This window comes from Burkholderia sp. Bp8992, assembly GCF_003853705.1.
Classification (GTDB): Bacteria; Pseudomonadota; Gammaproteobacteria; order Burkholderiales; family Burkholderiaceae; genus Burkholderia.
Map to the genome: position 1 here is coordinate 236,265 of NZ_QTQI01000004.1, position 23,734 is coordinate 259,998.

Sequence of the window (23,734 nt, forward strand, 5' to 3'; positions counted from 1 at the left end):
CGCGCGGCCGGCACGCCACGCGGCCGCTCAGGCCGTGCAGAAGGTTTCCTGCAGATGGGTCCAGCGCACGACGCCCGCCGCGTCGCGTTCGAACACGGCCGTCGCACGGCGCGCGGGCAGTTCGCCCGATGCCGCGTGCTGCGCCTCGAGATAGGTGATCACCGCATGCGATGCGCCGGTCGCGAGCACGCGAATGTCCGACAACGTGATGCGCAGCCCCGGCTTCGCGCCGGCGAGCTTCGCGAACAGCGCGCGCGTACCGTCATGGTCGACGACGCGGCCGTCGGTCAGGATCATCGTGAAGCCTGGGGAAAACGCGGCGAGCAGCGCGTCGAGTGCCGCGGGCGCGGTATCGACGCCGGACAGCCAGCGCTCGATGGCGACGAGGCTCGCATCGAGCGTGTCGAGATAGATCGGGTGATCGGACATGGGCGTGCACGGTAAGGCGCGGCCCGATGCCGCGCGTTGCCGTGCAGTGTATGCAAAAACGCGCGACCGCGCGGCGCTATCGCGAGCAGGACGCCTCGTCGCGTGCGCGGCCGGCCGCTGCCGCCTTCGCATCGGCCACCGGCATGCCCGAGCGCACCTGCAGCAATTCCGCGCACACGGCCACCGCGATCGCGCCCGGCGCCTTGTCGACGATGCCCGCGACACCGATCGGGCACACCATCTCCACGAGCCGCGCCGGATCGACGCCGCGCGCGGCAAGCCGGCGCTCGAACTTCACGCGCTTGGTGCGCGAGCCGATCATCCCGAAGTACGCGTAGTCGCGCCGCCGCATGATCTGCGCGGCGAGCGAGAAGTCGAGCGCGTGGTTGTGCGTCATCACGAGGAAATACGCACCGGGCGGCGCCGCATCGACGACGGCCTCCGGCGTGTCGGTCGGCTCCGGCTGCACGTTCGGCGGACATTCGTCCGGGAACAGCTCGTCGCGCGTATCGACCCACTGCACGACGCACGGCAGCGCGCCGAGCAGCGTGACGAGCGCGTGGCCGACGTGCCCCGCGCCGAACAGCACGATGTGCATCGGCGCCGGCGTGCCGGTCGCGCGGTTGCGCTGGCCGGTGCCGGGTGCGAACGGCTGCATCGACGACGGCGCGGTGCGGCACGCGCCTTCGCACCCCGCGACGGGTGCGCAGGACGCGGGACGCGGTGGACGAGCGGGCCCGTTCACGTCAGCCTGCCCGCGCGGCGCTGGCCGCCCGTACCGCCTGCACGGCGCGCAGGATCGACTCGCCGGTGGCTGGCGCGTCGAGCGGCGGGTTCACCCGGTAGTCGCCGACCGCGGCGACCGCGTCGCGCACCGCGAAGAACACCGAGAACGGCAACAGCAGCGGCGGCTCGCCGACGGCCTTCGAACGGTGGATGCTGTCCTCGACGTTGCGGTTCTGGAACAGCCGCACGTTGAACTCCGGCGGCGTGTCGTTCACCGTCGGGATCTTGTACGTCGACGGCGCGTGCGTCATCAGCTTGCCGCCCTTGTTCCACCACAGCTCCTCGGTCGTCAGCCAGCCCATCCCCTGGATGAACGCACCTTCGACCTGGCCGATGTCGAGCGCCGGGTTCAGCGATGCGCCCACGTCGTGCAGCGCGTCGACGCGCAGCGTGCGCATCTCGCCCGTCAGCGTGTCGATCACGACTTCCGACACGGCCGCGCCGTACGAGTAGTAGTAGAACGGCCGGCCCTGCAGCTTCGACTGATCCCAGTACAGCTTAGGTGTCGCGTAGAAGCCGTCGGACCACAGCTGCACGCGCGCGAGGTACGCCTTCGCGATCACTTCGCCGAACGGCACGCTGTGGCCGCCGACCGACACGAAGTCGTTGCCGAACTTCACATCGGCCGCGTCGACCTTGCCGTCGCCGAACTGCTTCGCCGCGAACACCGCGAGCCGCTCGCGCAACTGGCGCGCCGCATCCTGCGCGGCCTTGCCGTTCAGGTCCGAGCCCGTCGACGCGGCCGTCGCCGACGTGTTCGCGACCTTGCTCGTGTCGGTCGCCGTCACGCGGATCCGGCCGAAGCGGACGCCGAGTTCGTGCGCGACGACCTGCGCGACCTTCGTGTTGAGCCCCTGCCCCATCTCCGTGCCGCCGTGGTTCACGAGCACCGAGCCGTCGGTGTAGATGTGCACCAGCGCGCCGGCCTGGTTGAAGTGCGTGACGTTGAACGCGATGCCGAACTTCACCGGCGTGATCGCGATGCCCTTCTTCAGCACCGTGTTGCGCGCGTTGAATGCGCGCACGCCGGCGCGCCGGGCACGGTAGTCGCTCGTCATCTCGAGTTCGCCGAGCAGTTCCTGCAGCACGTTGTCCTCGATCGTCTGCCCGTACGGCGTCACGTTGCGTTCGGTCTTGCCGTACAGGTTCGCGTAGCGGACGTCGAGCGGATCGCGGCCGAGCGAACGCGCGATGTCGTCGAGGATGTACTCGATCGCGAATGCGCCCTGCGGGCCGCCGAAGCCGCGGAACGCGGTGTTCGACTGCGTATTGGTCTTGCCGCAGTAGCCGGCGATGTCGACGTCGCCGAGCCAGTACGCATTGTCGAAGTGGCACACCGCGCGCGTCATCACCGGGCCCGACAGGTCGGCCGAGAAGCCGCAGCGCGACGTCATGTCGAGCGCCACGCCGTCGATGCGGCCGTCGTCGTCGTAGCCGACGTCGAAGCAGTAATGGAAGTCGTGCCGCTTGCCGGTGATCATCATGTCGTCGTCGCGGTCCGGACGCAGCTTCACCGGGCACAGCAGCTTCCACGCGGCGAGTGCCGCGCAGCACGCGAACAGGCCCGACTGCGATTCCTTGCCGCCGAAGCCGCCGCCCATCCGGCGGCACTCGACCAGCACGTTGTGCGACGCGACGCCGAGCACGTGCGCGACGAGATGCTGCATCTCGCTCGGGTGCTGCGTCGAGCAGTACACGTGCATCCCGTCGTCGTCCTTCGGCACCGCATACGCGATCTGGCCTTCCAGGTAGAACTGCTCCTGGCCGCCGAGCAGCATCTCGCCCGACTCGCGGTGCGGCGCGACGGCGAGCCGCGCGGCCGCGTCGCCGCGTGCGAGCTTCAGCGGCGGGATCACGTAGGTTTCGGCTGCACGCGCTTCCTGCGCGGTGAGGATCGCCGGCAGCTCTTCGTAGTCGACTTGCGCGCGGCGCGCGGCGAGCCGCGCGGTTTCGTGCGACGTCGCGACGACGATGAACATCGGCTGGCCGACGAACTGCACGATGCCCTTCGCGAGCACCGGGTCGTCGTGGATGATCGGGCCGCAATCGTTGACGCCCGGGATGTCGTCGGCCGTGAACACGGCGACCACGCCCGGCGTCGCGCGCACCGCGTCGAAGTTCATCGACACGATCTTCGCGTGCGGCTTCGCCGACAGGCCGAGCGCCGCGTGCAGCGTGCCCGCGACGACCGGAATGTCGTCGGTGTAGGTGGCACGCCCGCTGACGTGCAGGTGCGCGGATTCGTGCGCGCGCGACACGTGGACCTGCGCGGCGTCGGCTTGCGGGTCGAGGGTGCTCAGGAACGGTTCTGCTTGCTGGTTCATGTCCGGTGTTCTCCGTCTTCAGACGCGCGCCGCGTCGTTGGCCACTTCAGCGGCGACTTCGGCGGCCACTTCGCGCACGTTCAGCGCCTGCGGCGGCAGCGGGTCGTGCGGACGCGTCTCCAGCCAGAAGCGATAGATCAGGTTCTTCGCGGTATCGAGTCGATACGTGCTCGTCGCGCGCATGTCGGACAGCGGCTGGTAGTCGCGCTCGAGCGCCTGCATCGCGGCCTGCGCGGTGGCTTCGTGCCACTGCGCGCCGTCGAGCACGGCTTCCGTCTGGGTCGCTCGCTTCGGCGTCGCGGCCATCCCGCCGAACGCGATGCGCGGCTCGCGGATCGTGTCGCCGTCCGCGATGAACGCGAACGCCGCGCACACGGCCGAGATGTCGGAGTCGAACCGCTTCGACAGCTTGTACGTGCGGAACTGCAGCTTCGCGCGCGCACCGGTGCGGGTCGGCACTTTCAGGCCGACGACGAATTCGTGCGGCGCCATGTCCTTCTGCTGGTAGCCCGTGTACAGCGCCTCGAGCGGCAGCTCGCGCACCGTATCGCCGCCGCGCAGCACGACGCGCGCGCCGAGCGCGATCAGGCCCGGCATCGAATCGCCGATCGGCGAGCCGTTCGCGACGTTGCCGCCGATCGTGCCGGCGTTGCGGATCGGCAGCGACGCGAAGCGTTTCCACATCTCGGTCAGTTCCGGATACGTGCCGGCCAGTGCCGCATAGCCCTTCTCGACCGTCACGCCCGCGCCGATCTCGATCCAGTCATCGCCGTGCACGACCCGCTGCAATTCGGCGATCTGACCAACGTAGATCAGGTCGTCGAGGCGGCGCATCTGCTTGGTCACCCACAGGCCGATGTCGGTGCTGCCCGCGAGAAGGCGCGCGTCGGGACGCTCGGCCTTCAGCGCGGCCAGCGCGTCGAGCGTGCGCGGCGCCGCGAAGCGCGCGCCGTCGAGCGTCGTGTAGTCGAACGTGTCGTCGCGCTTGAGGGACGCGAGCGTGCGGGCCAGCGCGGCCGTGTCGACCGGCGCCGGCGCACCTTCGCCGGCCGCGTCGAACATCTGCACGGCCGCATCGACGATCGGCCGGTAGCCGGTGCAGCGGCACAGGTTGCCGGTCAGCGCGTCGGCGATCTCGGTGCGCGTCGGCATGTCCTTCGCCTTCGTGCACGCGGCGGCGCAGCCTTCATGGCCGTGCTTCTCGTACAGCGCCCACATCGACATCACGAAGCCGGGCGTGCAGAACCCGCATTGCGAACCGTGGCAATCGACCATCGCCTGCTGCACCGGGTGCAGCGCACCGTCCGGCTGGCGCAGGTCCTCGACCGTCAGCAGCGCCTTGCCGTCGAGCGTCGGCAGGAACTGGATGCACGCGTTGACGGCCTTGAACTCGACCGTGCCGGCGTCGGTCAGCTCGCCGACGACGACCGTGCATGCGCCGCAGTCGCCTTCCGCGCAGCCTTCCTTGGTGCCGGTGCAATGCGCGTCTTCGCGTAGGTATTGCAGCACGGTGCGGGTGACGTCCGCGCCGCTGACTTCGCGGAGCGCGTGACGATGGTAGAAGCGAATCGGCTCACTCATGTCTCGATGTTTCTTCAAATGGGGGCAAGGCGGCCTGCGCGGAGCGCCTGACCGACGTTTATCTGACAGTTTGCACGCTATCACCGTCAAATTCCGCAACCCATAGCCCATCACGCATGGGGCCCATATAACTGCCGCGATATGGACGCCGGCGGCGGCCCGGCATCCTTTCCGCACGGGGCTCCGCGCCCGTTCCCGACGCCCCCCGCCACCGTCCGCCGTCGCCGAAATGAGGTCGCGATTAACTAAATGGTACCTGCGTGAAAACCGGTTCCATGGGAAAATCCCGATTCCCTTTTTCGCCGTCTTCCGTTTGCTTCGTTCATTCGTTCCGACCCCATGTCAACCGATTCCGCCACACCGCCGCGCAGCGGGTTCGCGGTCACGCTGCAAATCGTGTCCGTCGTCTGCTTCACGTTCATCTGCTACCTGACCATCGGCCTGCCGCTCGCGGTGCTGCCGGGCTTCGTCCATGACGACCTGGGCTTTTCCGCGATCGTCGCGGGCGGCGCAATCAGCGTCCAGTACTTCGCGACGCTCGCGTCGCGGCCGCTCGCCGGGCGCTTGGCCGACACGCTCGGCCCGAAGCAGACGGTGCTGCGCGGGCTGATTGGGTGCGGTGTGTCGGGCGTGCTGCTGCTCGTCGCGCTGCTGCTCGCGCACTGGCCGGTCGCGAGCCTCGTGCTGCTGGTCGCGAGCCGGCTCGTGCTCGGCGTCGGCGAAAGCCTGTGCGGCACCGGCGCCATCCTGTGGGGCATCGGCCGCGTCGGCGTCACGCACAACGCGAAGGTGATCTCGTGGAACGGCATCGCGACCTACGGCGCGCTCGCGCTCGGCGCGCCGGTCGGCGTCGCGATCGCGAATACGCTGAACCCGGCGCTGATCGGCGTGATCGTGATCGCGCTGGCCGCGGCCGGCTTCTACCTCGCGCGCCTGATCGCGTCGGTACCGCTCGTGCACGGCGAACGGATGTCGTACGCGAGCGTGTTCACGCGCGTGCTGCCGCACGGCCTCGGCCTGGCGCTCGGCTCGGCCGGCTTCGGCTCGATCGCGACCTTCGTCACGCTGTACTACGCGGCGCGCCACTGGCCGAACGCCGCGCTGTCGCTGACCGTGTTCGGCACGCTGTTCATCGGCGCGCGCCTGCTGTTCGCGAACACGATCAAGACCTACGGCGGCTTCCGCGTCGCGATCGTGTCGTTCGCATTCGAATGCTCGGGCCTGTTGCTGCTGTGGCTCGCGCCCGTGCCGCACATCGCGCTCGTCGGCGCCGCGCTGACCGGTTTCGGCTTCGCGCTGATCTTCCCGGCACTCGGCGTCGAGGCCGTCGCGCTCGTGCCGCCCGCGAGCCGTGGCGCGGCGCTGTCCGCGTACTCGGTGTTCCTCGACCTGTCGCTCGGCATCACGGGCCCGCTCGCCGGTTATGTCGCGGGCGCATTCGGCTATCCGCAGGTGTTCCTGTTCGCGGCGCTGGCGGCGGCTGCGGGCGTCGCGCTGTCGATGGTGCTGTACCAGCGGCAGGCGCGCGTGGCGGGGAGCGGCGCGGCGGCGTGACGCCACCGCGCATCGCAGGACGCCCCGTCACGCACCGCGCACCGCCGCCCCGAAAGAAAACGCCCGCATCGCGCGGGCGTTTTGTTGTTCGTTGGCCGGAAGGCCATGCGCAAGCTCAGGCCGCCGTCCGCAAAAACAGCCGGCGCGTCAGGTCGAACGCGACGAGGTTGCCGGCCACCACCAGCAGCAGCCCGACCACCGCGAGCGGCGACCACTGGTAGCCCTCGAACACCGTCGACACGGCCAGCGCGACGATCGGGAACAGCACCGTGCAGTAGGCGGCGCGCTCCGGCCCGATCCGGCCGACGAGCGTCAGGTACGCGGTGAAGCCGATCACCGAGCCCGGCACCGCGAGATAGACGAGCGCACCGAGATAGCGCGGGCTCGTGTCGAGCGTGAACGGCATCCCGGCCGCCACGCTGCCGACGGTCAGGATCGCCGCGCCGATCAGCATCGCCCAGCCGTTGGTCACGAGCGGATGCAGCCCCATCGACTGCATCCGGCTCGACAGCAGGTTGCCGATCGAAAAGCACATCGTGCCCGCGAACGCGATTGCAAGCCCCGTCCAGGTCGCGTGATCGTCCAGATGGCCGGCCATCTGCTGCCAGAACAGGCACGCGATGCCAGTCAGCCCGAGCAATGCGCCGGCGATCGCCGATGGCCGCAGCGGGCGGCCCATGAACAGCCGGCCGTTGATCGAGTTCAGGAGCGGCGCGGTCGAGAAGATCACCGCGACGAGGCCGCTCGGCACGACCTGCTCCGCGTAGTAGAAGCACAGGAAGTTCACGCAGAACAGCGCGAAGCCCTGCGCGACGAGAAAGCGCCACGCGTCGCGCGGCGGGCGCACCGGCCGACGCATCACGCGCAGCAGCGCGAACAGCACGACGGCCGCGAGCCAGAAGCGCCATGCGATCGAAACGGGCGGCGGCACCGAGCCGAGCTGCCACTTGATCGCAATCCAGGTGGTGCCCCAGATCAGCACGGTGACGAAATAAAGCGACAGGTTCATGACGGCAATCCGGAAAATCGGGTGAATCGGGATCCCGAATATGCCGCCGCGCGGCGCGGGCCGATTGTCCGGAATTGCGGTCTTTTTCGGGGCGCCGCACGCGCTGCCGCACGCCCGCTTATACTCGGCGCATCATGAGCCTCTCCCTCTCCGCCCCGCCCGTCGACCACGCCGCCGCCCTGGCCGGCGGCGATCTACCGTTCGGCCTGCAGTCGGTCTGCCGCACGCTCGCCGATGCGAACGCGACGCTCGAGCGCTTCGCGTGGCTCGGCGACCACCTGGCGATCGCCGAATGGACGCGGATCACCGACGAAAGCGAAACGGTCTACGAGCAGCCCGGCCACCACACGCTGTCGTGCTACCTCGACGGCGGCTACCGGACCGAGCGCCAGCGCGTGCCGCGCTACGGCGCGCCGAGCCTGCTGTGCGCGCTGCCGGGCGACCATGAGTCGCGCTGGTGGGTACGCGGCGAGATGCACTTCATCCACCTGTATTTCCTGCCCGAGCACTTCACGCAGCGCGCGATCCGCGAGCTCGACCGCGAGCCGCGCGAGCTGAAGCTCGCCGATCGTACCTATTTCGAGGATGCGCGCGTCGCCGCGCTGCTGCGCTCGCTCGCGCTGGACGGCTGGGACGATGCCGACGAGCGGCTGCGCGTGAACGAAACCGCGCACGAGGTGCTGAGCCTGCTGCTGCGCGGGCAAAGCACGACACGCACCGACACGACGTTCCGTGGCGGGCTCGCGCCGGCCGTGCGCCGCCGCGTGCGCGACTACATCGACACATATCTCACGCAGCCGCTGACGCTCGGCGAACTGGCCGAGGTCGCCGCGCTGTCCGAATACCACTTCTCGCGGATGTTCCGGCTGTCGTTCGGACGCGCGCCGCACGCGTGGGTGGCCGAGCAGCGCCTCGCTCGGGCGCGCGAACTGCTGCGCACGACGGCGCTGCCGCTCGCGCAAGTTGCAGCCGACTGCGGCTACGCGAACGCCGGCCACTTCAGCCACCGCTTTCGCGACGCGCACGGCACGACGCCGAATACGTACCGGCGCGCGATGCAGGACCGCTGAGCGCGGCCCCTTCCCTCGCTTTCCCGCTTACGCGCCGCGCCGGGACAATTCCTGTTCGAGCGCCGCGACGCCGGCCGGCAGGTCGACCGGCACCTTCAGGTCGACCATCGTGCGGCCGAACGCATGCAGCGTGCGGAACAGGTTGTGTTCGCGGCACTGCTCGCCCATCTGCCCGATCCGGACGATCGGCAAGCCGAACGAGCCCGAGATCTCGACCTGGTATTGCTTCGAGATGTGGCCGCAGACCATCCCGGGCGTCAGCCCTTCCGGCGTCTCGATCCCGACCACCGAATTGAGCCGGCAGTCCTTCGGCGCATAGAGCTTGAGCCCCATCGACTCGACGCCCGCCTGCAGCGCGAGCGAGCAGCGCAGATGGCGGGCGAAGCGGCTTTCGAGCGTCTCCGCGCAGACGAGCCGCAGCGCCTCGTGCAGCGCGAGCACGCCGGACACGGGCGCCGTGTAGTGATAGCCGGCGTTGTGCCAGAAGTTTTCCGCGAGCGCCATGTCGAGGCACCAGTGCGCGTTCGGCTCGGTGCGATGCTTCATGCGCTCCCACGCGGCATCGGAGAAGGCGATCAGCGATACGCCCGGGATCGACGACAGCCCCTTCTGGCCGCCGGTGATCACCGCGTCGATGCCCCACGCGTCCATTTCGAGCGGCATCGTCGACAGCGTGCACACCGCATCGACGACGACCAGTGCGCCGGCCGCCTTCGCGAGCGCCGCGATGTCGCGCAGGTCGCGGTTCCACACGGTGTTCGACGTTTCGCCCTGCACGATCGTGACGATCTCGGGCCGCTCGCGGGCGATCGCATCCGCGATCTCGTCGAGGCTCGCGACCGCGCGGTCGGCCACTTCGAGCGTCGCGACGTCGGCGCCGACGCGCGTGGCCATCTCGGCCATCCGTGCGCTGAAGAAGCCGTTGCGGATCGACAGCACGCGCGTGCCGCGCCAGGCGAGGTTCGAGATCGCCATCTCCATCGCGGCCGAGCCGGGGCCCGCGACGCCGAGCACCCACTTCGTGCGGGTCTGGAACACGTAGCGCGCCATCTCCTTCACCTGCTCGATGATCTTCGCCATCGTCGCGCCGAGGTGGTTGATCACGATCGTGTTCGCCTTCGCGACGGCGGCCGGGATCGGAACCGGGCCGGCTCCCATCATCAGCAGCGGTTCTTCGGGCAGGATCGCGTCGAGCGGCACGACGACGGGACAGGGAATCGGCGAGTAATCGATGGACATGGGGCTGGCAAGAGGTGAGGAAAGAAAATGCACGGACGCTCGCCGCACGGCATGGCGAACTGATCGATGATTCCGCGTTCCGTGACCTCGCGCAAGAGGCACACGCGGCCGGACAGCGCGACGGTGGCCCGGTCGCCGGACCGGGCCAGCCGGCCGCGTGCGTATTGCACGATGGCCATCGCGATTGAAAAGGGACTGCCGGCCGGTTGCGAAACGGTTCCATTCGGCTTCCGTGCACGTGATTTTCTCCGCCAATAACATCGTGATTCGACGACGCCGACGGCTTACGACAACTTTCGCATCGAACGGAATAGACCGACTACCCGATAAAAACCGCCGCGCGCAATGCGATACGCAATACCGGCGCATGTCCGAAAACATCCATTATCGCGCCCCGCATTGGGGAACGACTCCGCAGATTAACGAAGCCACGCCACCCGAATCATCCGCAAATCATTGATTAACATAAATATTATTCGACGAATCAGCGCATATTCCAATACCGCGTCAGTTTTGCACGTCGCGCATGTGCTGCACTGCAGCGTTTAACCGTTACCCGCGATTTCGATTTTTCGCAAGCCGCCCATTTTCTCAGGTTGACGGATATCGGTCCGGTATTTAACAATCGTCTGCGGAATCGAAAAAAAGCGATTTTTTCGATACGAGGGAGAACTGGGTGCCGCGCGATGCGCTTTTTTGGTTGCGCGGCGAAAAATCACAACATAATCAATCAACCGGGCCAGAAATACGCAAGCCATGAACCAGATTCAGACCATGCGTGTATTCGTCTGCGTCGCCGAGCAGCAGAGCTTCCGGCGCGCGGCGCACCATCTCGGCGTGTCCAATGCACTCGTCACGCGTTCGATCGCGATGCTCGAGGGCCACCTGAACACACGGCTGATCCACCGCACCACGCGCAACCTGTCGCTCACCGAGGCCGGCGTGCGCTACCTCGACGGCTGCCGTGCGCTGCTCGAGGAATTCGATCACCTCGAGTCGTCCGTCGCGCATGCCGTGCGCGAGCCGGCCGGCACGCTGCGCGTCGTCGCATCGGGGCTGCTGTCGCCGCTGGCGCTGACGCCGCTCGTCAGCAGCTTCCGGCACCGCTACCCCGAACTGCGCGTACAGCTGACCGTCTCCGAAGGGCCGCTCGACGTGCTCGATTCGGGCTACGACGTCGGCATCGTCACGGGCAACCGGCTCGACGGCAACCCGACGCTGATCGGCCACGCGCTCGCGCCGAATCCGTTCGTCGCCTGCGCGGCGCCGGCCTATCTCGACCGGCGCGGCGAGCCGCGCGCACCCGACGACCTGCCCGGCCACGACTGGGTCACGCTCGCGCCGCACCAGCATGCGCCGACGTGGCAGCTCGTCGGCCACGACGGCGTCGCGCATTCGGTCACGGTGCGCCCGGCGTGCACGGTCAACCAGCTCGCGCTGGTCCACGCCGCTGCCGTGGCCGGGGCCGGCATCGCCGTGCTGCCCGAGCCGTGCGTCGCCGACGCGCTCAACAGCGGCACGCTCGTGCGGCTGCTGGCCGGCTACCGGATCGACGATCCCGACGCGCAGCTGTCGCTCGTCTACCCGAACCGCCAGTACGTGCCGGCCCGCACGCGCAGCTTCGTCGAGCACGCGCTCGACCACTTCAGCGCACAGACGGCTCGCGACCGGACGGACTACGGCTTCCTGCGGCCGTCGCGCGGGCCCGAACGGTCCGACATCGTCACGGGGCTGCAGTAAACTGCGCGCGTCAGCCATCGGAGGTGCAGCGTGCGCGTGATCCTGTTCAGCAGCCGGCAGTACGACGACGATTCGTTTACCGCCGCCAACCGGCAGTTCGGCTATCGGCTGCACTTCCAGCCGTCGCACCTCGACGCGGAAACCGCGATCCTCGCGCACGGCTATGAAGTCGTGTGCCCGTTCGTCAACGACACCGTCGACGCGGCCGTGCTCGAACGGCTCGCCGACGGCGGCACGCGGCTGATCGCGCTGCGCTCGGCCGGCTTCAACCATGTCGACCTCACGGCCGCCGAGCGGCTCGGCATCACGGTCGTGCGCGTGCCCGCGTATTCGCCGCATGCGGTCGCCGAGCACGCGGTCGCGCTGATCCTCGCACTCAACCGCCGGCTGCCGCGCGCGGTCGCACGCACCCGCGAAGGCGATTTCTCGCTGAACGGCCTGCTCGGTTTCGACCTGCACGGCAAGACCGTCGGCGTGATCGGCACCGGCATCATCGGCAGCGTGTTCGCGAAGATCATGATGGGCTTCGGGATGCACGTGCTCGCGCACTCCGTGCCGCCGTACAACGACGAGCTGATCGCGTTCGGCGCGCGCTACGTCGAGCTCGACGAACTGCTGCACCACGCCGACATCGTCAGCCTGCACTGCCCGCTGCTGCCGTCGACGCACCATCTGATCAACGAGCGGACGCTCGCACGGATGAAGCACGGCGCGATGCTGATCAACACCGGGCGCGGCGGCCTCGTCGATGCGCAGGCGCTGGTCGACGCGCTCAAGAGCGGCCAGCTCGGCCACCTCGGGCTCGACGTGTACGAAGAGGAAAGCGGGCTGTTCTTCGAGGATCACTCCGACCTGCCGCTGCAGGACGACGTGCTCGCGCGCCTGCTGACGTTCCCGAACGTGATCGTCACGTCGCATCAGGCGTTCTTCACGCGCGAGGCGCTGGCCGAGATCGCGCATACGACGCTGCTGAACATCGAAGCGTGGCACGCCGGCACGCCGCAGAACGTCGTGGCGGCAAACCGCTGAGAAAAGGCCCATTTGACGGCCGGCAGCGCACTCGCAATCGTTTGCTTTTGCACGCTACCGCGCGCCGCACTCGTCTTCATCAACAATTCCGCGCTTTGTTTCGGATGAAGCAACGTTTCGGGCGCGCCGTCTGCTATCGTTGCGCCGACGTCCTCCCCTGCTTTTGCCGCTCATGCGTTTCGACGACTCCGACATCGCCGCGGTCTACCGCGCCATCTTCGAACGGCGCGACATGCGCCACTTCACGCCGGCGCCCGTCGACCCGGTCGTGCTCGCGCGCTTGCTGCGCGCGGCGCACCATGCGCCGAGCGTCGGCTTCATGCAGCCGTGGCGCTTCATCCGCATCACCGATCCCGCGCTGCGCACCGCGATCCACGCGCTGGTCGAGGCCGAGCGCCGCGCGACCGCCGATGCGCTCGGCGAGCGGCAGGACGAATTCATGCGGCTGAAGGTCGAAGGCGTGCGCGAATGCGGCGAGCTGCTGGTCGTCGCGCTCGCCGACGGCCGCGAGCGCCACGTGTTCGGCCGCCGCACGCTGCCGGAGATGGATCTGGCATCCGCCGCGTGCGCGATCCAGAACATGTGGCTCGCGGCGCGCGCGGAAGGACTCGGGATGGGCTGGGTGTCGCTGTTCGACGTCGACGCGCTGCGCACGCTGCTGCGGATGCCCGACGGCGCGAAGCCGATCGCCGTGCTGTGCATCGGGCACGTCGACGCGTTCTATGCGAAGCCGATGCTCGAACAGGAGCGCTGGGCCGCGCGGATGCCGATCGAGGCTTGCCTGTTCGAGAACGGCTGGGACGACCCGGCGGCGATCGACGGCGTCGGCACGGCCGCTTCGCGTGCCGACACGGAGCCGGAAGCCGACGTGACGACCGTGCCGGACGCCGCCCCCGGCGGATCGCCCGCACGCATCGCGTGACGGTCGACCCAGCCACGCCCGTCGTTACGGCCCCGATACGGCCCGACGCGGGAAATCGCCGCAAAATCCCACACTGTGAGCTTCCCGCCTGCCGGCGCGTCGCACGCCGGCAACAGCCATTTTGGCCCCAAGCGTAAGGGTTTTCACTGAAGTAGAATCGCGGCTGTCATTCGACTGACCCACCGCCCGTCCCGCGCCTCCCGCGCCTGGCTCGTGCGGCATTTTTCCCGAGCCTACCGCGATGCCCCTGCCTCTTTTCGCCCTTGCCGTCGCCGCATTTGGAATCGGTACCACCGAATTCGTGATCATGGGGCTGCTGCCCAATGTCGCGCGCGATCTCGGCGTGTCGATTCCGGCCGCGGGCATGCTCGTGTCGGGCTACGCGCTCGGCGTGACGATCGGCGCGCCGATCCTCGCGATCGTCACCGCGAAGATGCCGCGCAAGCGCGCGATGATGGGCCTGATCGGGCTGTTCATCGCCGGCAACCTGTTCTGCGCGATCGCACCGGGCTATGCGGTGCTGATGGCCGCGCGTGTCGTCACGGCGTTCTGTCATGGCGCGTTCTTCGGGATCGGCTCGGTCGTCGCCAGCAACCTCGTCGCGCCGAACCGCCGCGCGCAGGCGATCGCGCTGATGTTCACCGGCCTCACGCTCGCGAACGTGCTCGGCGTGCCGCTCGGCACCGCGCTCGGCCAGGCATTCGGCTGGCGCGCGACGTTCTGGGCCGTCACCGGCATCGGCATCGCCGCGGCCGCCGCGCTCGCGGTGTGCCTGCCGAAGCACCTCGCGATGCCCGACACCAGCATCACGCGCGAATTCAGCGTGCTGAAGCACCCGCAGGTGCTGATGGTGCTCGGCATCAGCGTGCTCGCGTCCGCGAGCCTGTTCAGCGTGTTCACGTACATCACGCCGATCCTCGAGGACGTGACGGGCTTCTCGCCGCATCAGGTCACCTACGTGCTGCTGCTGTTCGGCCTCGGGCTGACGGTCGGCGGCACGCTCGGCGGCAAGCTCGCCGACTGGCGCCGGATGCCGTCGCTGATCGCGACGCTCGCGTTGATCGGTATCGTCCTCGCGCTGTTCGCGGGCACGATGCACGTGCCGTTCGCCGCGCTCGCGACGATCTTCGTGTGGGGCATCCTCGCGTTCGCGATCGTGCCGCCGCTGCAGATCATGATCGTCGATCGCGCCAGCGATGCGCCGAACCTCGCGTCGACGCTGAACCAGGGTGCGTTCAACCTCGGCAACGCGACCGGCGCATGGCTCGGCGGGATGGCGATCGGCTCCGGCGTATCGCTCGTGAGCCTGCCGTGGGTCGGCGTCGCGATGGCCGTCGCGGCGCTCGCGCTCACGCTGTGGTCGGCGTCGCTCGAACGCCGCCCGATGGGCGTGCCGACCGAGTACGTGTGACGCAACCCTGCTGCGATCCTGCTGCAATCGTTGCGGACACAACCCCACTCGATCCTGATGGCCTTCATGGACCTTTCAAGGGCCGCGGTGTAGCATCCCGGCCGATGAAAGCCATTCTCAATCGCGATTTCCTCGCGCTGATCCTGAGCGTCGCGGTCGTCGGCCTCGGGACCGGCGCCACGTTGCCGCTCACCGCACTCGCGCTGACCGAAGCCGGACACGGCACCAACGTGGTCGGCATGCTGACGGCCGCGCAGGCGCTCGGCGGCCTCGCGATCGTCCCGTTCGTCACCGCGCTCGCGCGGCATATCGGCTCGCGCCGCGCGATCGTCGTGTCGGTCGTGCTGCTCGCGGCCGCCACCGCGCTGATGCAGTTCACGTCGAACCTGATCCTGTGGGGCGCGCTGCGCGTGCTGTGCGGCGCCGCGCTGATGCTGCTGTTCACGATCGGCGAAGCGTGGGTCAACCAGCTCGCCGACGATTCGACGCGCGGCCGCGTCGTCGCGATCTACGCGACCAATTTCACGCTGTTCCAGATGGCCGGCCCCGTGCTCGTCAGCCAGATCGCGGGCGCGACGCACATCCGCTTCGCGCTGTGCGGCGCACTGTTCCTGCTCGCGCTGCCGACGCTCGCGACGATCCGGCGCGCGCCGCTCGCCGGCGACGACGCGCATCACGAAGCACACGACAGCTGGTTCGCGGTGCTGCCCCGCATGCCCGCGCTGATCATCGGCACCGGCTTCTTCGCGCTGTTCGATACGCTCGCGCTGTCGCTGCTGCCGCTCTACGCGATGGATCACGGCGTCGCAAGCGCGACCGCCGTGCTGCTCGCGTCGATCATGCTGTTCGGCGATACCGCGATGCAGTTCCCGATCGGCTGGCTCGCGGACAAGCTCGGCCGCGAACGCGTGCACCTCGGCGCCGGCTGGATCGTGCTGACCGGCCTGCCGCTGCTGCCGTTCGTCATCGCGAATCCGTGGCTGTGCTGGCCGCTGCTGTTCGTGCTCGGCGCGGCGGCCGGCAGCATCTATACGCTGTCGCTGGTCGCGTGCGGCGAACGCTTCCGAGGCGCGGCGCTCGTCACCGCAAGCTCGCTCGTATCGGCATCGTGGAGCGCCGCGAGCTTCGGCGGCCCGCTGGTGGCCGGTGCTTTGATGGAGCAACTGGGCAGCAACGCGCTGGTCGGCGTGCTGGTCGCCTGCGTCGCGGCGTTCGTCGCGGCCGCGCTGTGGGAGCGCCGCGCCGCGTTGCAACGCGCGATCTGATTCGTATCGACGAAACCACCTCGACGAATCGGCAACGGCCCGCATGACGCGGGCCGTTCAGTCCTGCCGTACTACTCGTTACACCTTCCGCGCCGGCAGGATCTTCCCCGCACACGTGCCGAAGCCGACGCGATAGCCGTCGCCCTGGCACCACCCGGCGAGCGTGAGCTCGTCGCCGTCCTCGATGAACGCACGGCTGCCGCCGCCGTTCAGCGCGATCGGCTCCTTGCCGTTCCACGTCAGTTCGAGCAGGCTGCCGAACGAATCCTTCGTCGGCCCGCTGATCGTGCCCGAACCCATCAGGTCGCCCACGCGCGTGTTGCAGCCCGCGACCGTGTGATGCGCGAGCTGCTGCGCCATCGTCCAGTACATGTGCCTGAAGTTCGTGCGGCAGATCGACGTCGCTTCGGCCGCGCCTTCGGCACGCAGCGTCACTTCGAGCGCGATGTCGAACGCATGCTTGCCGGCGTGCCGCAGATACGCGAGCGGCTGCGGCGACTGCTCGGGCTGCGCGACGCGGAACGGTTCGAGCGCGTCGAGCGTGACGATCCACGGCGAGATCGTCGTCGCGAAGCCCTTCGAGTTGAACGGGCCGAGCGGCACGTATTCCCACTGCTGGATGTCGCGCGCGCTCCAGTCGTTCAGCAGCACCATCCCGAAGATATGCGCTTCCGCGTCCTCGCACGCGATCGGCTCGCCGAGCGCGTTGCCCTTCCCGACGATGAAGCCCGTCTCGAGTTCGATGTCGAGCTTGCGGCACGCGCCGAACACGGGACGCTCCTGGTCGGGCAGCTTCAGTTGCCCGTTCGGCCGCCGCACCGGCGTGCCGCTCACGACCACCGACGACGCACGGCCGTTGTAGCCGATCGGCATCTCCGACCAGTTCGGCAACAGCGCGTTCTTCGGATCGCGGAACATCGAGCCGACGTTGGTCGCGTGTTCCTTCGACGAATAGAAATCCGTATAGCCGGGAATCTCGACCGGCAGATGCAGCGTCGCGTCGCGCTGCGCGACGAGCACTTGCGCGCGCAGCGCCGCGTCGTCACGCAGCGTCGCGTTGTCGCGCGAGAACAGGTCGGACAGCTGCACGCGCACGCTGCGCCATGCGTCGCGGCCGAGCGCGATGAACGCATTGAGCGTCGGCGCGGCGAACGCATCGGCGCCGGCCGGCAGCGTCACGAGGCCCGCGCGCGCGAGCGCCGCGAGATCGACGATCTGGTCGCCCAGCGCCACGCCCGCACGATGCGCCGCCTGCTTCGCATCGCTGAAGATCCCGAACGGCAGGTTCTGGATCGGGAAATCGCAGGCGGGCTCGTTCGCGGTGTCGATCCAGCTCTTGCGAGCCGGGTCGAGCGTCGCGCGCCAGTCTTGGGTATCGCTCATCGTTGCTCCGGATTGAAGTGTTTCCTGATGCCTTGCCAGCATTCGAAGTAGTCGGCCTGCAGCTGCGCGGTGTCGAGCGCATAGCGCGTCGGCCGGATCAGCGTGCGGGTCTCGAACATGAACGCCATCGTCGCGTCGACCTTGTGCGGCTTCGTCGTGTCGCTCGCGGACGCCTTCTCGAACGTATCCGCATCGGGCCCGTGGCCCGACATGCAGTTGTGCAGGCTCGCGCCGCCCGGCACGAAGCCTTCGGCCTTCGCGTCGTATGCGCCGTGCACGAGCCCCATGAATTCGCTCGCGACGTTGCGGTGGAACCACGGCGGGCGGAATGTATCCTCGGCCGCGAGCCAGCGCGGCGGGAAGATCACGAAGTCGATCGTGTCGACGCCCGGCGTGTCGCTCTGCGCCTGCAGCACGAGGAAGATCGACGGATCGGGATGGTCGAAGCTGATCGAGCCGATCGTGTTGAACAGGCGCAGGTCGTATTTGTACGGCGCGTAGTTGCCGTGCCACGCGACGACGTCGAGCGGCGAATGGCCGATGTCCGCGCGCCACAGGCGGCCGTTCAGCTTCGCGATCAGTTCGAATGCGCCTTCGCGGTCTTCGTACGCGGCTTGCGGCGTCAGGAAGTCGCGCGGGTTCGCGAGCCCGTTCGAGCCGATCGGGCCGAGATCCGGCAGGCGCAGCTGCGCGCCGAAGTTTTCGCAGAGATAGCCGCGCGCGTCGCCGTCCGGCAGCGTGACGGTAAAGCGCACACCGCGCGGGATCACCGCGATCTCGAACGGCTCGACGTCGACGCGGCCGAATTCGGTCGCGATGAACAGGCGCCCCTGTTGCGGCACGATCAGCAGTTCGCCGTCCGCGCTGTAGAAGAAGCGGTCCTGCATCGAGCGGTTCGCCGCGTACAGGTGGATCGCGCAACCGTTCATCGCGGCGGCCGAGCCGTTGCCGGCCATCGTCACGAGCCCGTCGACGAAATCGGTCGGCTCGACCGGCATCGGCAGCGGATCCCAGCGCAGCTGGTTCGGCGGCGTCGGCGGCACGTCGACCGAATCGCCGAATTCCGACACGAGCCGCTGCGTGCCCGCGTACGGCTCGAACGGCCGGTGCACGGCGGCCGGGCGAATGCGGTACAGCCACGAGCGGCGATTGTGGCCGCGCGGCGCGGTAAACGCGGTGCCCGACAACTGCTCCGCGTACAGCCCGTACGGCGCACGCTGCGGCGAGTTGCGGCCGTGCGGCAGCGCGCCGGGCAGTGCCTCGGTCGCGAATTCGTTCGCGAAACCGCTCAGGTAGCCGGCGGTTGCCGATTTCGACAGGTCAAGCGTCATCGTTTCCTTTCTCCCTCAATTCATGGCGGCGTTCGGCGCCTGCACGCCGTTGCGCCGCGTCACGCCCGCCAGGCCGAGAACGAACAGCGCCGAGCACAGCACGGGCACCGCGGCCGCGTGGAACAGCGCGCCGTTCGACCAGTTGAGCGCAATCAGTTGTCCGCCGACGAGCGGTCCGAGTACCGAGCCGATCCGGCCGATGCCGAGGCTCCAGCCGATGCCCGTCGAGCGCAGCGACGTCGGGTAATACTGGCCCGCGAGCGCGTTCACGGCCGGCTGCCCGCCGACCACGCAGAACCCGCCCGCGAACACGACGACCAGCAGCCACGGCAGCGCATGCGCGACCGAGCCGATCAGCCCCACCGACACGGCCGCGCACGCGAAGCACACGAACAGCACGCGCACGAAGCCGTAACGTTCGATGAACCAGCCGAGCGACAGCGTGCCGATCACGCCGCCCGTCTGCAGCACCGTGCCGACGATCACTGCCGTGCCCGGCGAATAGCCGGCGTCGCGCATCACGGTCGGCAGCCAGTTCGACAGGAAATACAGATCGATCAGGTTCATGAAGCTGATCGCCCACAGCAGCAGCGTGACCGGCAGGCGGCCATGGCTGAACAGTTCGGCGACCGGCGCACCGCTCGCGGCACGCTCGCGCACGACGATGCGCGTGTTCGCATCGATACCGGCCTGCGGCGCGAATCGCGCGAGCCAGTCGCGCGCCTGCGCGACGCGGCCTTTCAGCACCAGGAACTGCAGCGACTCCGGCAGCCGCGCGAGCATCGCGATCGTCAGCACGAGCGGCACCGCGCCGCCGACGAAGAACACCGAACGCCAGCCGAATGCGGGAATCAGCGCGGCGCTGATGAAGCCGCCGAGCGCCGCGCCGAGCGTGAAGCCGCACGACACGATCATCATCCGCTTCACGCGATGCGCGGCCGGGCTGAACTCGCCGACCAGCGCCATCGCGTTCGGCATGATGCAGCCGAGGCCGAGGCCCGTGACGAAGCGCAGCGCCATCAGCACGGGAATCGAACCGGCGAACGGCGTCGCGAGCATCGTCACTGCGAAGAACAGCGTCGAGCCGATCAGCACCGGGCGCCGCCCGATCCGGTCGGCCAGCACCGACAGCCCGAGCGCGCCGAGCAGCATCCCGAACAGGCTCGCGCTGAACACGGGCCCGAGCGCCTGCTTCGGCACGCCCCATTCGGCGATCACGCTCGGCGCGACGTAGCCCATCGCCTGCGCATCGAACCCGTCGATCACGAGGCACAGCCCGCACAGCATCAGCAGCATCCAGTGAAAGCCCGGGCGATGGGTCTCGTCGATCACGCGCTCGACCTCGAGCACGCGTGCGTCGGCCGGCGCCGCGCTCATTGCGCCACCTCGGCGGCCGGATGCACGGGCGGCGTCACGCCCTGGCGCGCGAGCGCCATCGCTTCGCGCAGCACGTCGGCGTCGCCGACCTGGTTCGCGAGCAGCAGGATCAGCTTCGCGTTGACGAGCTGGCTGTCGCTGTCGGACAGGTCGCGATGCATGTCGATCAGCGCTTCGTAGAACGCGTCGGGGTCGGCCAGGCGCGGGCGGGTATCGAGTGCGGGCATGACGGTGTCTCCGGTGTTTTTATCGTATTCAGCGTGCGCAGGTCGCGCGCGCCAGTGCGTCGGCGATCGCCTGACGGTCGAGCGTGCGCATGCGCGCGCAGACGTGCTGATCGGGGCGCAGCAGGTAGAACGTGCCCGGCTGCGCGTCGTAGCGTTGCGCGGCAAAACCGTCGACGTCCTCCACGACGTCGACGCCGGCCACCGGCTGCGCATGGCCGGCCGGCACGACGAGCACCGGACGCACCGGCAGCGCGAGGCCGTCGACGGCCCTGGCGAGCGCGGCCGCATCGCCCGGCAAGCCGAACAGCACGCCGGTGAAGCCGTCGCGCAGACGCTGCAGCAGCCAGCCCGACGCGTCCTGCACGCGCACCGGCGCATCGGCCGCCGCCGCGCCCGGCCGCATCGCGCAGGCAAATGCGTCGCCGTTGCGATCGGGCGTGTTCAGCGGCGAATCGGCCAGTACCGCCGGCACCGACAGGCGGCCGCTGTTCACGAGCTTGCGCGCGAACTCGCAGTCGCGCGCGAGCTTCAGCGTCGCGTCGCGGAACACGCGCGACACCGCGCTCTTCGGCGTGATGAAGTCGGTCGAGCGCGTCGAGTTGCGGATGTTCTCGTCGGCCGCGAATTCGCGCTCGCTCGCATACGTGTCGAGCAGGCGGTCGTCCGAGCGGCCGTCGAGCACGAGCTTCAGCTTCCATGCGAGGTTGTCCGCGTCCTGCACGCCGCTGTTCGCGCCGCGCGCGCCGAACGGCGACACGCCGTGCGCGGAATCGCCCGCGAACAGCACGCGGCCGTGGCGGAACGTATCCATCCGCTGGCAGCGGAACGTATAGACGCTCACCCATTCGAGCTCGAACTCGACGTCCGGCCCGAGCAGCGCGCGCACGCGCGGGATCACGCGCTCCGGCTGCTTCTCGGCGACAGGGTCGGCATCCCAGCCAAGCTGGAAGTCAATGCGCCATACGTTATCGGGCTGGCGATGCAGCAGCACCGACTGGTTGCGGTGGAACGGCGGATCGAACCAGAACCAGCGCTCGGTCGGAAACTCCGCCTTCATCTTCACGTCGGCGATCAGGAAGCGGTCCTTGAACGTGCGGCCATGGCTTTCGAGGCCCATCATCGTGCGCATCGGGCTGCGCGAGCCGTCGGCCGCGATCACGTACCGCGCGTGCAGCGTCGCGATGCCGTCCGGCGTCTCGATCGTCAGCACCGCGTGTTCGGCCGACTGCTCGATGCCCGTCACCTTGTGCTTCCAGCGGATGTCGAGGTTCGGCAGCTCGAACGCACGGTCGGCCAGATAGCCTTCGACGTAGTACTGCTGCAGGTTGATGAATGCGGGGCGCGCGTGCCCTTCCTCGGGCAGCAGGTCGAACGCGTACAGCTGCTCGTCCTGCAGGAACACCTTGCCGACGTGCCAGCTCACGCCCTTGTCGACGAAGCGCTCGCCGCAGCCGAGCCGGTCGAAGATCTCGAGCGTGCGTTTCGCGAAGCAAATCGCGCGCGATCCGGTCGACAACGTGTCGTCGTCGTCGAGCAGCACGACCGGCACGCCCTGCTGCGCGAGGTCGATCGCGGCCGCGAGGCCCACCGGGCCCGCACCGACGACGATGACCGGGTGGACGGCCGCGTCATGCGCGCGAGCGCGGTACTCGAACTTCAGCGTCTGGTAATCGATGCTCATGGTCGCCATCCGCGCCTCAACCCTGCCGCGCGCGCACCGGCGCGCCCGTCGTGCCCTTCGTCTCCTGCCGGCGCGCCTGCCCGGCTGTCCTGTCAACCGCCACGTCTCGCTCCTTGCTTCCTGTTGATTCGTGAACGGCGCCGTCTCGCGGCGCCCGCATGCCGCATTTCTTGATCGGCGACAAATCCTTGGATTTACGAATAGTAAAACCAATTACGAATAGTGAAATCAACGTAAACCCTAGGCGAACGTGTCCGGACGGGATAACCATATGAGCGAAACGCCAAGCCGAGCTTGGCGCGCGCTGCTAATATCGAGATACGAGGCGGCCCGTTCGGCCGCCGTTTTTCCTTCTTACGCCGATGATTCCGCCCACCATTCCCGAGCTGGTCGCCCGTGCCGGGCAACTGCCGTATCTGCGGGATCACCTCGCGCTGGCCGAAGGCGGCACCGCGAGCGCGAATCTGCCCGAGCGCACGCTCGGCAGCGCCTACGAACCGATCTACGACGTGACGATGCCCGGCGCGCCGCAATCGACCTCATTTGCCGACGCGATCGAGCGCTACGGCGACGAGCTCGGCTTCCAGGCCGTCACGGTCGTCACGGGCGCGCCGCACGATCCGGTCGACTCGGCCGTCGACGACCAGACGCTGGTCGCGATCGACCGCCTGTCGCGCGCGCTGCATGCGATCAACTTTTTCGGCGCGCAGCGCCACGGGTTGCTGTTCCTGCGCGTGCACGAACGGCTGCTGAAGAGCGTGAAGTACGACCACGGCAAGCATTTCTCGTCGGTGCTGCAGCGCTTCGGGCTGCCGCCCGAGCGGGTCGTGATCGAGCTGCCGGCGGTCGCGGTCGCGCACAAGACCTTCCTCGGCTACCTGACGCGCAGCTACCAGCATCACGGCTTCAAGGTCGCGGACAAACTGCCCGACCCGGGCCGCATCCTCGCGGTCGAATCGGACATGGCGCGGCCCGACTTCATCAAGATGGATGCGGGCATCGCGTTGCGCGACGGGATGGTCAAGGCGCTCGTCGCCTATGCGCAGCGCGTGCGGATTCCGCTGATCTTCGACGGCGTCGTCGACGAGACGCAGTGCGAACTGCTGCGCCAGCACGACGTGCGGTTCATGCAGGGCCCCGTGTTTGCGAAGGTCGTGACGGCCTGAGCGGAGGGCGTGACCGGCACGCGCGGTGTGCCGGTTGCGAGCGTTGGGCGACGCGCCGTTCGCGGAATCCGTTCGGCTTGCGTCATCCGTGCCCGATGCCGGCCGGTTCGTGACCGGATGTCTTGCATGGCCGGCGCAACCGGAAGGCGCCGCCGCCCTCCGCGGTTCCCGCCGACACCGGCGACGACGGCATGGCCGTCGCGCACCGCA

At 68.6% G+C, this 23,734-nt stretch carries 20 protein-coding genes; 8 read left to right on the forward strand and 12 right to left on the reverse strand.

Annotation, left to right across the window (positions count from 1 at the left end):
• Positions 1 to 27: 27 nt before the first annotated feature.
• The 4 genes from DIE03_RS08300 to xdhA all read right to left on the reverse strand — a co-directional run bounded on the left by DIE03_RS08300 (position 28) and on the right by xdhA (position 5,120).
• Positions 28 to 429 carry a nuclear transport factor 2 family protein gene (locus tag DIE03_RS08300; RefSeq protein WP_124449234.1) on the reverse strand — a complete coding sequence of 134 codons (402 nt, stop codon included), beginning with the start codon at positions 427 to 429 and terminating at the stop codon, positions 28 to 30.
• A 76-nt stretch (positions 430 to 505) separates the two neighbouring features.
• On the reverse strand, positions 506 to 1,174 hold the full coding sequence (gene xdhC / locus DIE03_RS08305; RefSeq protein ID WP_124449236.1) for a xanthine dehydrogenase accessory protein XdhC: 669 nt from the start codon (positions 1,172 to 1,174) through the stop codon (positions 506 to 508).
• A gap of 1 nt (position 1,175) precedes the next feature.
• Complete coding sequence (gene xdhB, locus DIE03_RS08310) at positions 1,176 to 3,539, reverse strand: xanthine dehydrogenase molybdopterin binding subunit (RefSeq protein WP_124449239.1); 2,364 nt, start codon at positions 3,537 to 3,539, stop codon at positions 1,176 to 1,178.
• A gap of 18 nt (positions 3,540 to 3,557) precedes the next feature.
• Positions 3,558 to 5,120: a xanthine dehydrogenase small subunit gene (gene xdhA / locus DIE03_RS08315; protein WP_124449241.1), complete on the reverse strand. Its 1,563-nt coding sequence runs from the start codon at positions 5,118 to 5,120 to the stop codon at positions 3,558 to 3,560.
• Positions 5,121 to 5,459: 339 nt separating this feature from the next.
• Between xdhA and DIE03_RS08320 the strand changes: the two genes are divergently transcribed.
• Positions 5,460 to 6,674 carry an MFS transporter gene (locus tag DIE03_RS08320; RefSeq protein ID WP_124449243.1) on the forward strand — a complete coding sequence of 405 codons (1,215 nt, stop codon included), beginning with the start codon at positions 5,460 to 5,462 and terminating at the stop codon, positions 6,672 to 6,674.
• 115 nt (positions 6,675 to 6,789) lie between these two features.
• On the opposite strand, the gene DIE03_RS08325 is transcribed toward DIE03_RS08320, so the two are convergent.
• A complete protein-coding gene (locus DIE03_RS08325; RefSeq protein WP_124449245.1) occupies positions 6,790 to 7,683 on the reverse strand; it encodes a DMT family transporter in 894 nt (297 codons plus the stop codon).
• Positions 7,684 to 7,817: 134 nt separating this feature from the next.
• On the opposite strand from DIE03_RS08325, the gene DIE03_RS08330 reads away from it, so the two are divergent.
• Entirely contained in the window at positions 7,818 to 8,753 is a 936-nt protein-coding gene (locus DIE03_RS08330; protein ID WP_124449247.1) for a helix-turn-helix domain-containing protein, read from the forward strand.
• 27 nt (positions 8,754 to 8,780) lie between these two features.
• Here DIE03_RS08330 and DIE03_RS08335 read toward each other — a convergent pair whose 3' ends face one another.
• Together DIE03_RS08335 and DIE03_RS08340 are read right to left on the reverse strand one after the other, a co-directional pair.
• On the reverse strand, positions 8,781 to 9,992 hold the full coding sequence (locus tag DIE03_RS08335; protein ID WP_059235871.1) for an alanine--glyoxylate aminotransferase family protein: 1,212 nt from the start codon (positions 9,990 to 9,992) through the stop codon (positions 8,781 to 8,783).
• A gap of 545 nt (positions 9,993 to 10,537) precedes the next feature.
• Positions 10,538 to 10,750: a hypothetical protein gene (locus DIE03_RS08340; protein ID WP_124449249.1), complete on the reverse strand. Its 213-nt coding sequence runs from the start codon at positions 10,748 to 10,750 to the stop codon at positions 10,538 to 10,540.
• Between DIE03_RS08340 and DIE03_RS08345 the strand changes: the two genes are divergently transcribed.
• The 5 genes from DIE03_RS08345 to DIE03_RS08365 all read left to right on the forward strand — a co-directional run bounded on the left by DIE03_RS08345 (position 10,749) and on the right by DIE03_RS08365 (position 16,359).
• Complete coding sequence (locus tag DIE03_RS08345; protein ID WP_124449251.1) at positions 10,749 to 11,732, forward strand: LysR family transcriptional regulator; 984 nt, start codon at positions 10,749 to 10,751, stop codon at positions 11,730 to 11,732. The two genes, DIE03_RS08340 and DIE03_RS08345, sit on opposite strands and share 2 nt — an antisense overlap.
• A gap of 30 nt (positions 11,733 to 11,762) precedes the next feature.
• Complete coding sequence (locus DIE03_RS08350; RefSeq protein WP_124449253.1) at positions 11,763 to 12,761, forward strand: 2-hydroxyacid dehydrogenase; 999 nt, start codon at positions 11,763 to 11,765, stop codon at positions 12,759 to 12,761.
• Between the two features lie 172 nt (positions 12,762 to 12,933).
• A complete protein-coding gene (gene bluB / locus DIE03_RS08355; protein WP_260434827.1) occupies positions 12,934 to 13,683 on the forward strand; it encodes a 5,6-dimethylbenzimidazole synthase in 750 nt (249 codons plus the stop codon).
• 241 nt (positions 13,684 to 13,924) lie between these two features.
• A complete protein-coding gene (locus DIE03_RS08360) occupies positions 13,925 to 15,094 on the forward strand; it encodes an MFS transporter (protein ID WP_124449255.1) in 1,170 nt (389 codons plus the stop codon).
• Between the two features lie 104 nt (positions 15,095 to 15,198).
• A complete protein-coding gene (locus DIE03_RS08365) occupies positions 15,199 to 16,359 on the forward strand; it encodes an MFS transporter (protein WP_124449257.1) in 1,161 nt (386 codons plus the stop codon).
• 78 nt (positions 16,360 to 16,437) lie between these two features.
• Here the strand turns inward: DIE03_RS08365 and fahA are convergent, their stop codons facing one another.
• From fahA to DIE03_RS08390, 5 genes are read right to left on the reverse strand one after another with little or no spacing between them, the layout of a single operon-like run.
• Positions 16,438 to 17,742: a fumarylacetoacetase gene (gene fahA / locus DIE03_RS08370; RefSeq protein WP_124449259.1), complete on the reverse strand. Its 1,305-nt coding sequence runs from the start codon at positions 17,740 to 17,742 to the stop codon at positions 16,438 to 16,440.
• The gene (hmgA, locus tag DIE03_RS08375; protein ID WP_124449261.1) at positions 17,739 to 19,073 is read right to left on the reverse strand and encodes a homogentisate 1,2-dioxygenase; all 1,335 of its coding nucleotides are present in this window, start codon (positions 19,071 to 19,073) and stop codon (positions 17,739 to 17,741) included. The genes fahA and hmgA overlap by 4 nt, the downstream gene beginning before the upstream one ends.
• A 15-nt stretch (positions 19,074 to 19,088) precedes the next feature.
• Positions 19,089 to 20,450 (reverse strand): MFS transporter, encoded by a 1,362-nt coding sequence (locus DIE03_RS08380; protein ID WP_124449263.1) that lies wholly within the window; start codon positions 20,448 to 20,450, stop codon positions 19,089 to 19,091.
• Complete coding sequence (locus DIE03_RS08385; RefSeq protein WP_124449265.1) at positions 20,447 to 20,677, reverse strand: DUF2783 domain-containing protein; 231 nt, start codon at positions 20,675 to 20,677, stop codon at positions 20,447 to 20,449. The genes DIE03_RS08380 and DIE03_RS08385 overlap by 4 nt, the downstream gene beginning before the upstream one ends.
• Before the next feature lie 28 nt (positions 20,678 to 20,705).
• Positions 20,706 to 22,367 (reverse strand): FAD-dependent oxidoreductase, encoded by a 1,662-nt coding sequence (locus DIE03_RS08390; protein ID WP_124449267.1) that lies wholly within the window; start codon positions 22,365 to 22,367, stop codon positions 20,706 to 20,708.
• Between the two features lie 353 nt (positions 22,368 to 22,720).
• Between DIE03_RS08390 and DIE03_RS08400 the strand changes: the two genes are divergently transcribed.
• The gene (locus DIE03_RS08400) at positions 22,721 to 23,524 is read left to right on the forward strand and encodes an EAL domain-containing protein (protein WP_124449269.1); all 804 of its coding nucleotides are present in this window, start codon (positions 22,721 to 22,723) and stop codon (positions 23,522 to 23,524) included.
• Positions 23,525 to 23,734: the final 210 nt, after the last annotated feature.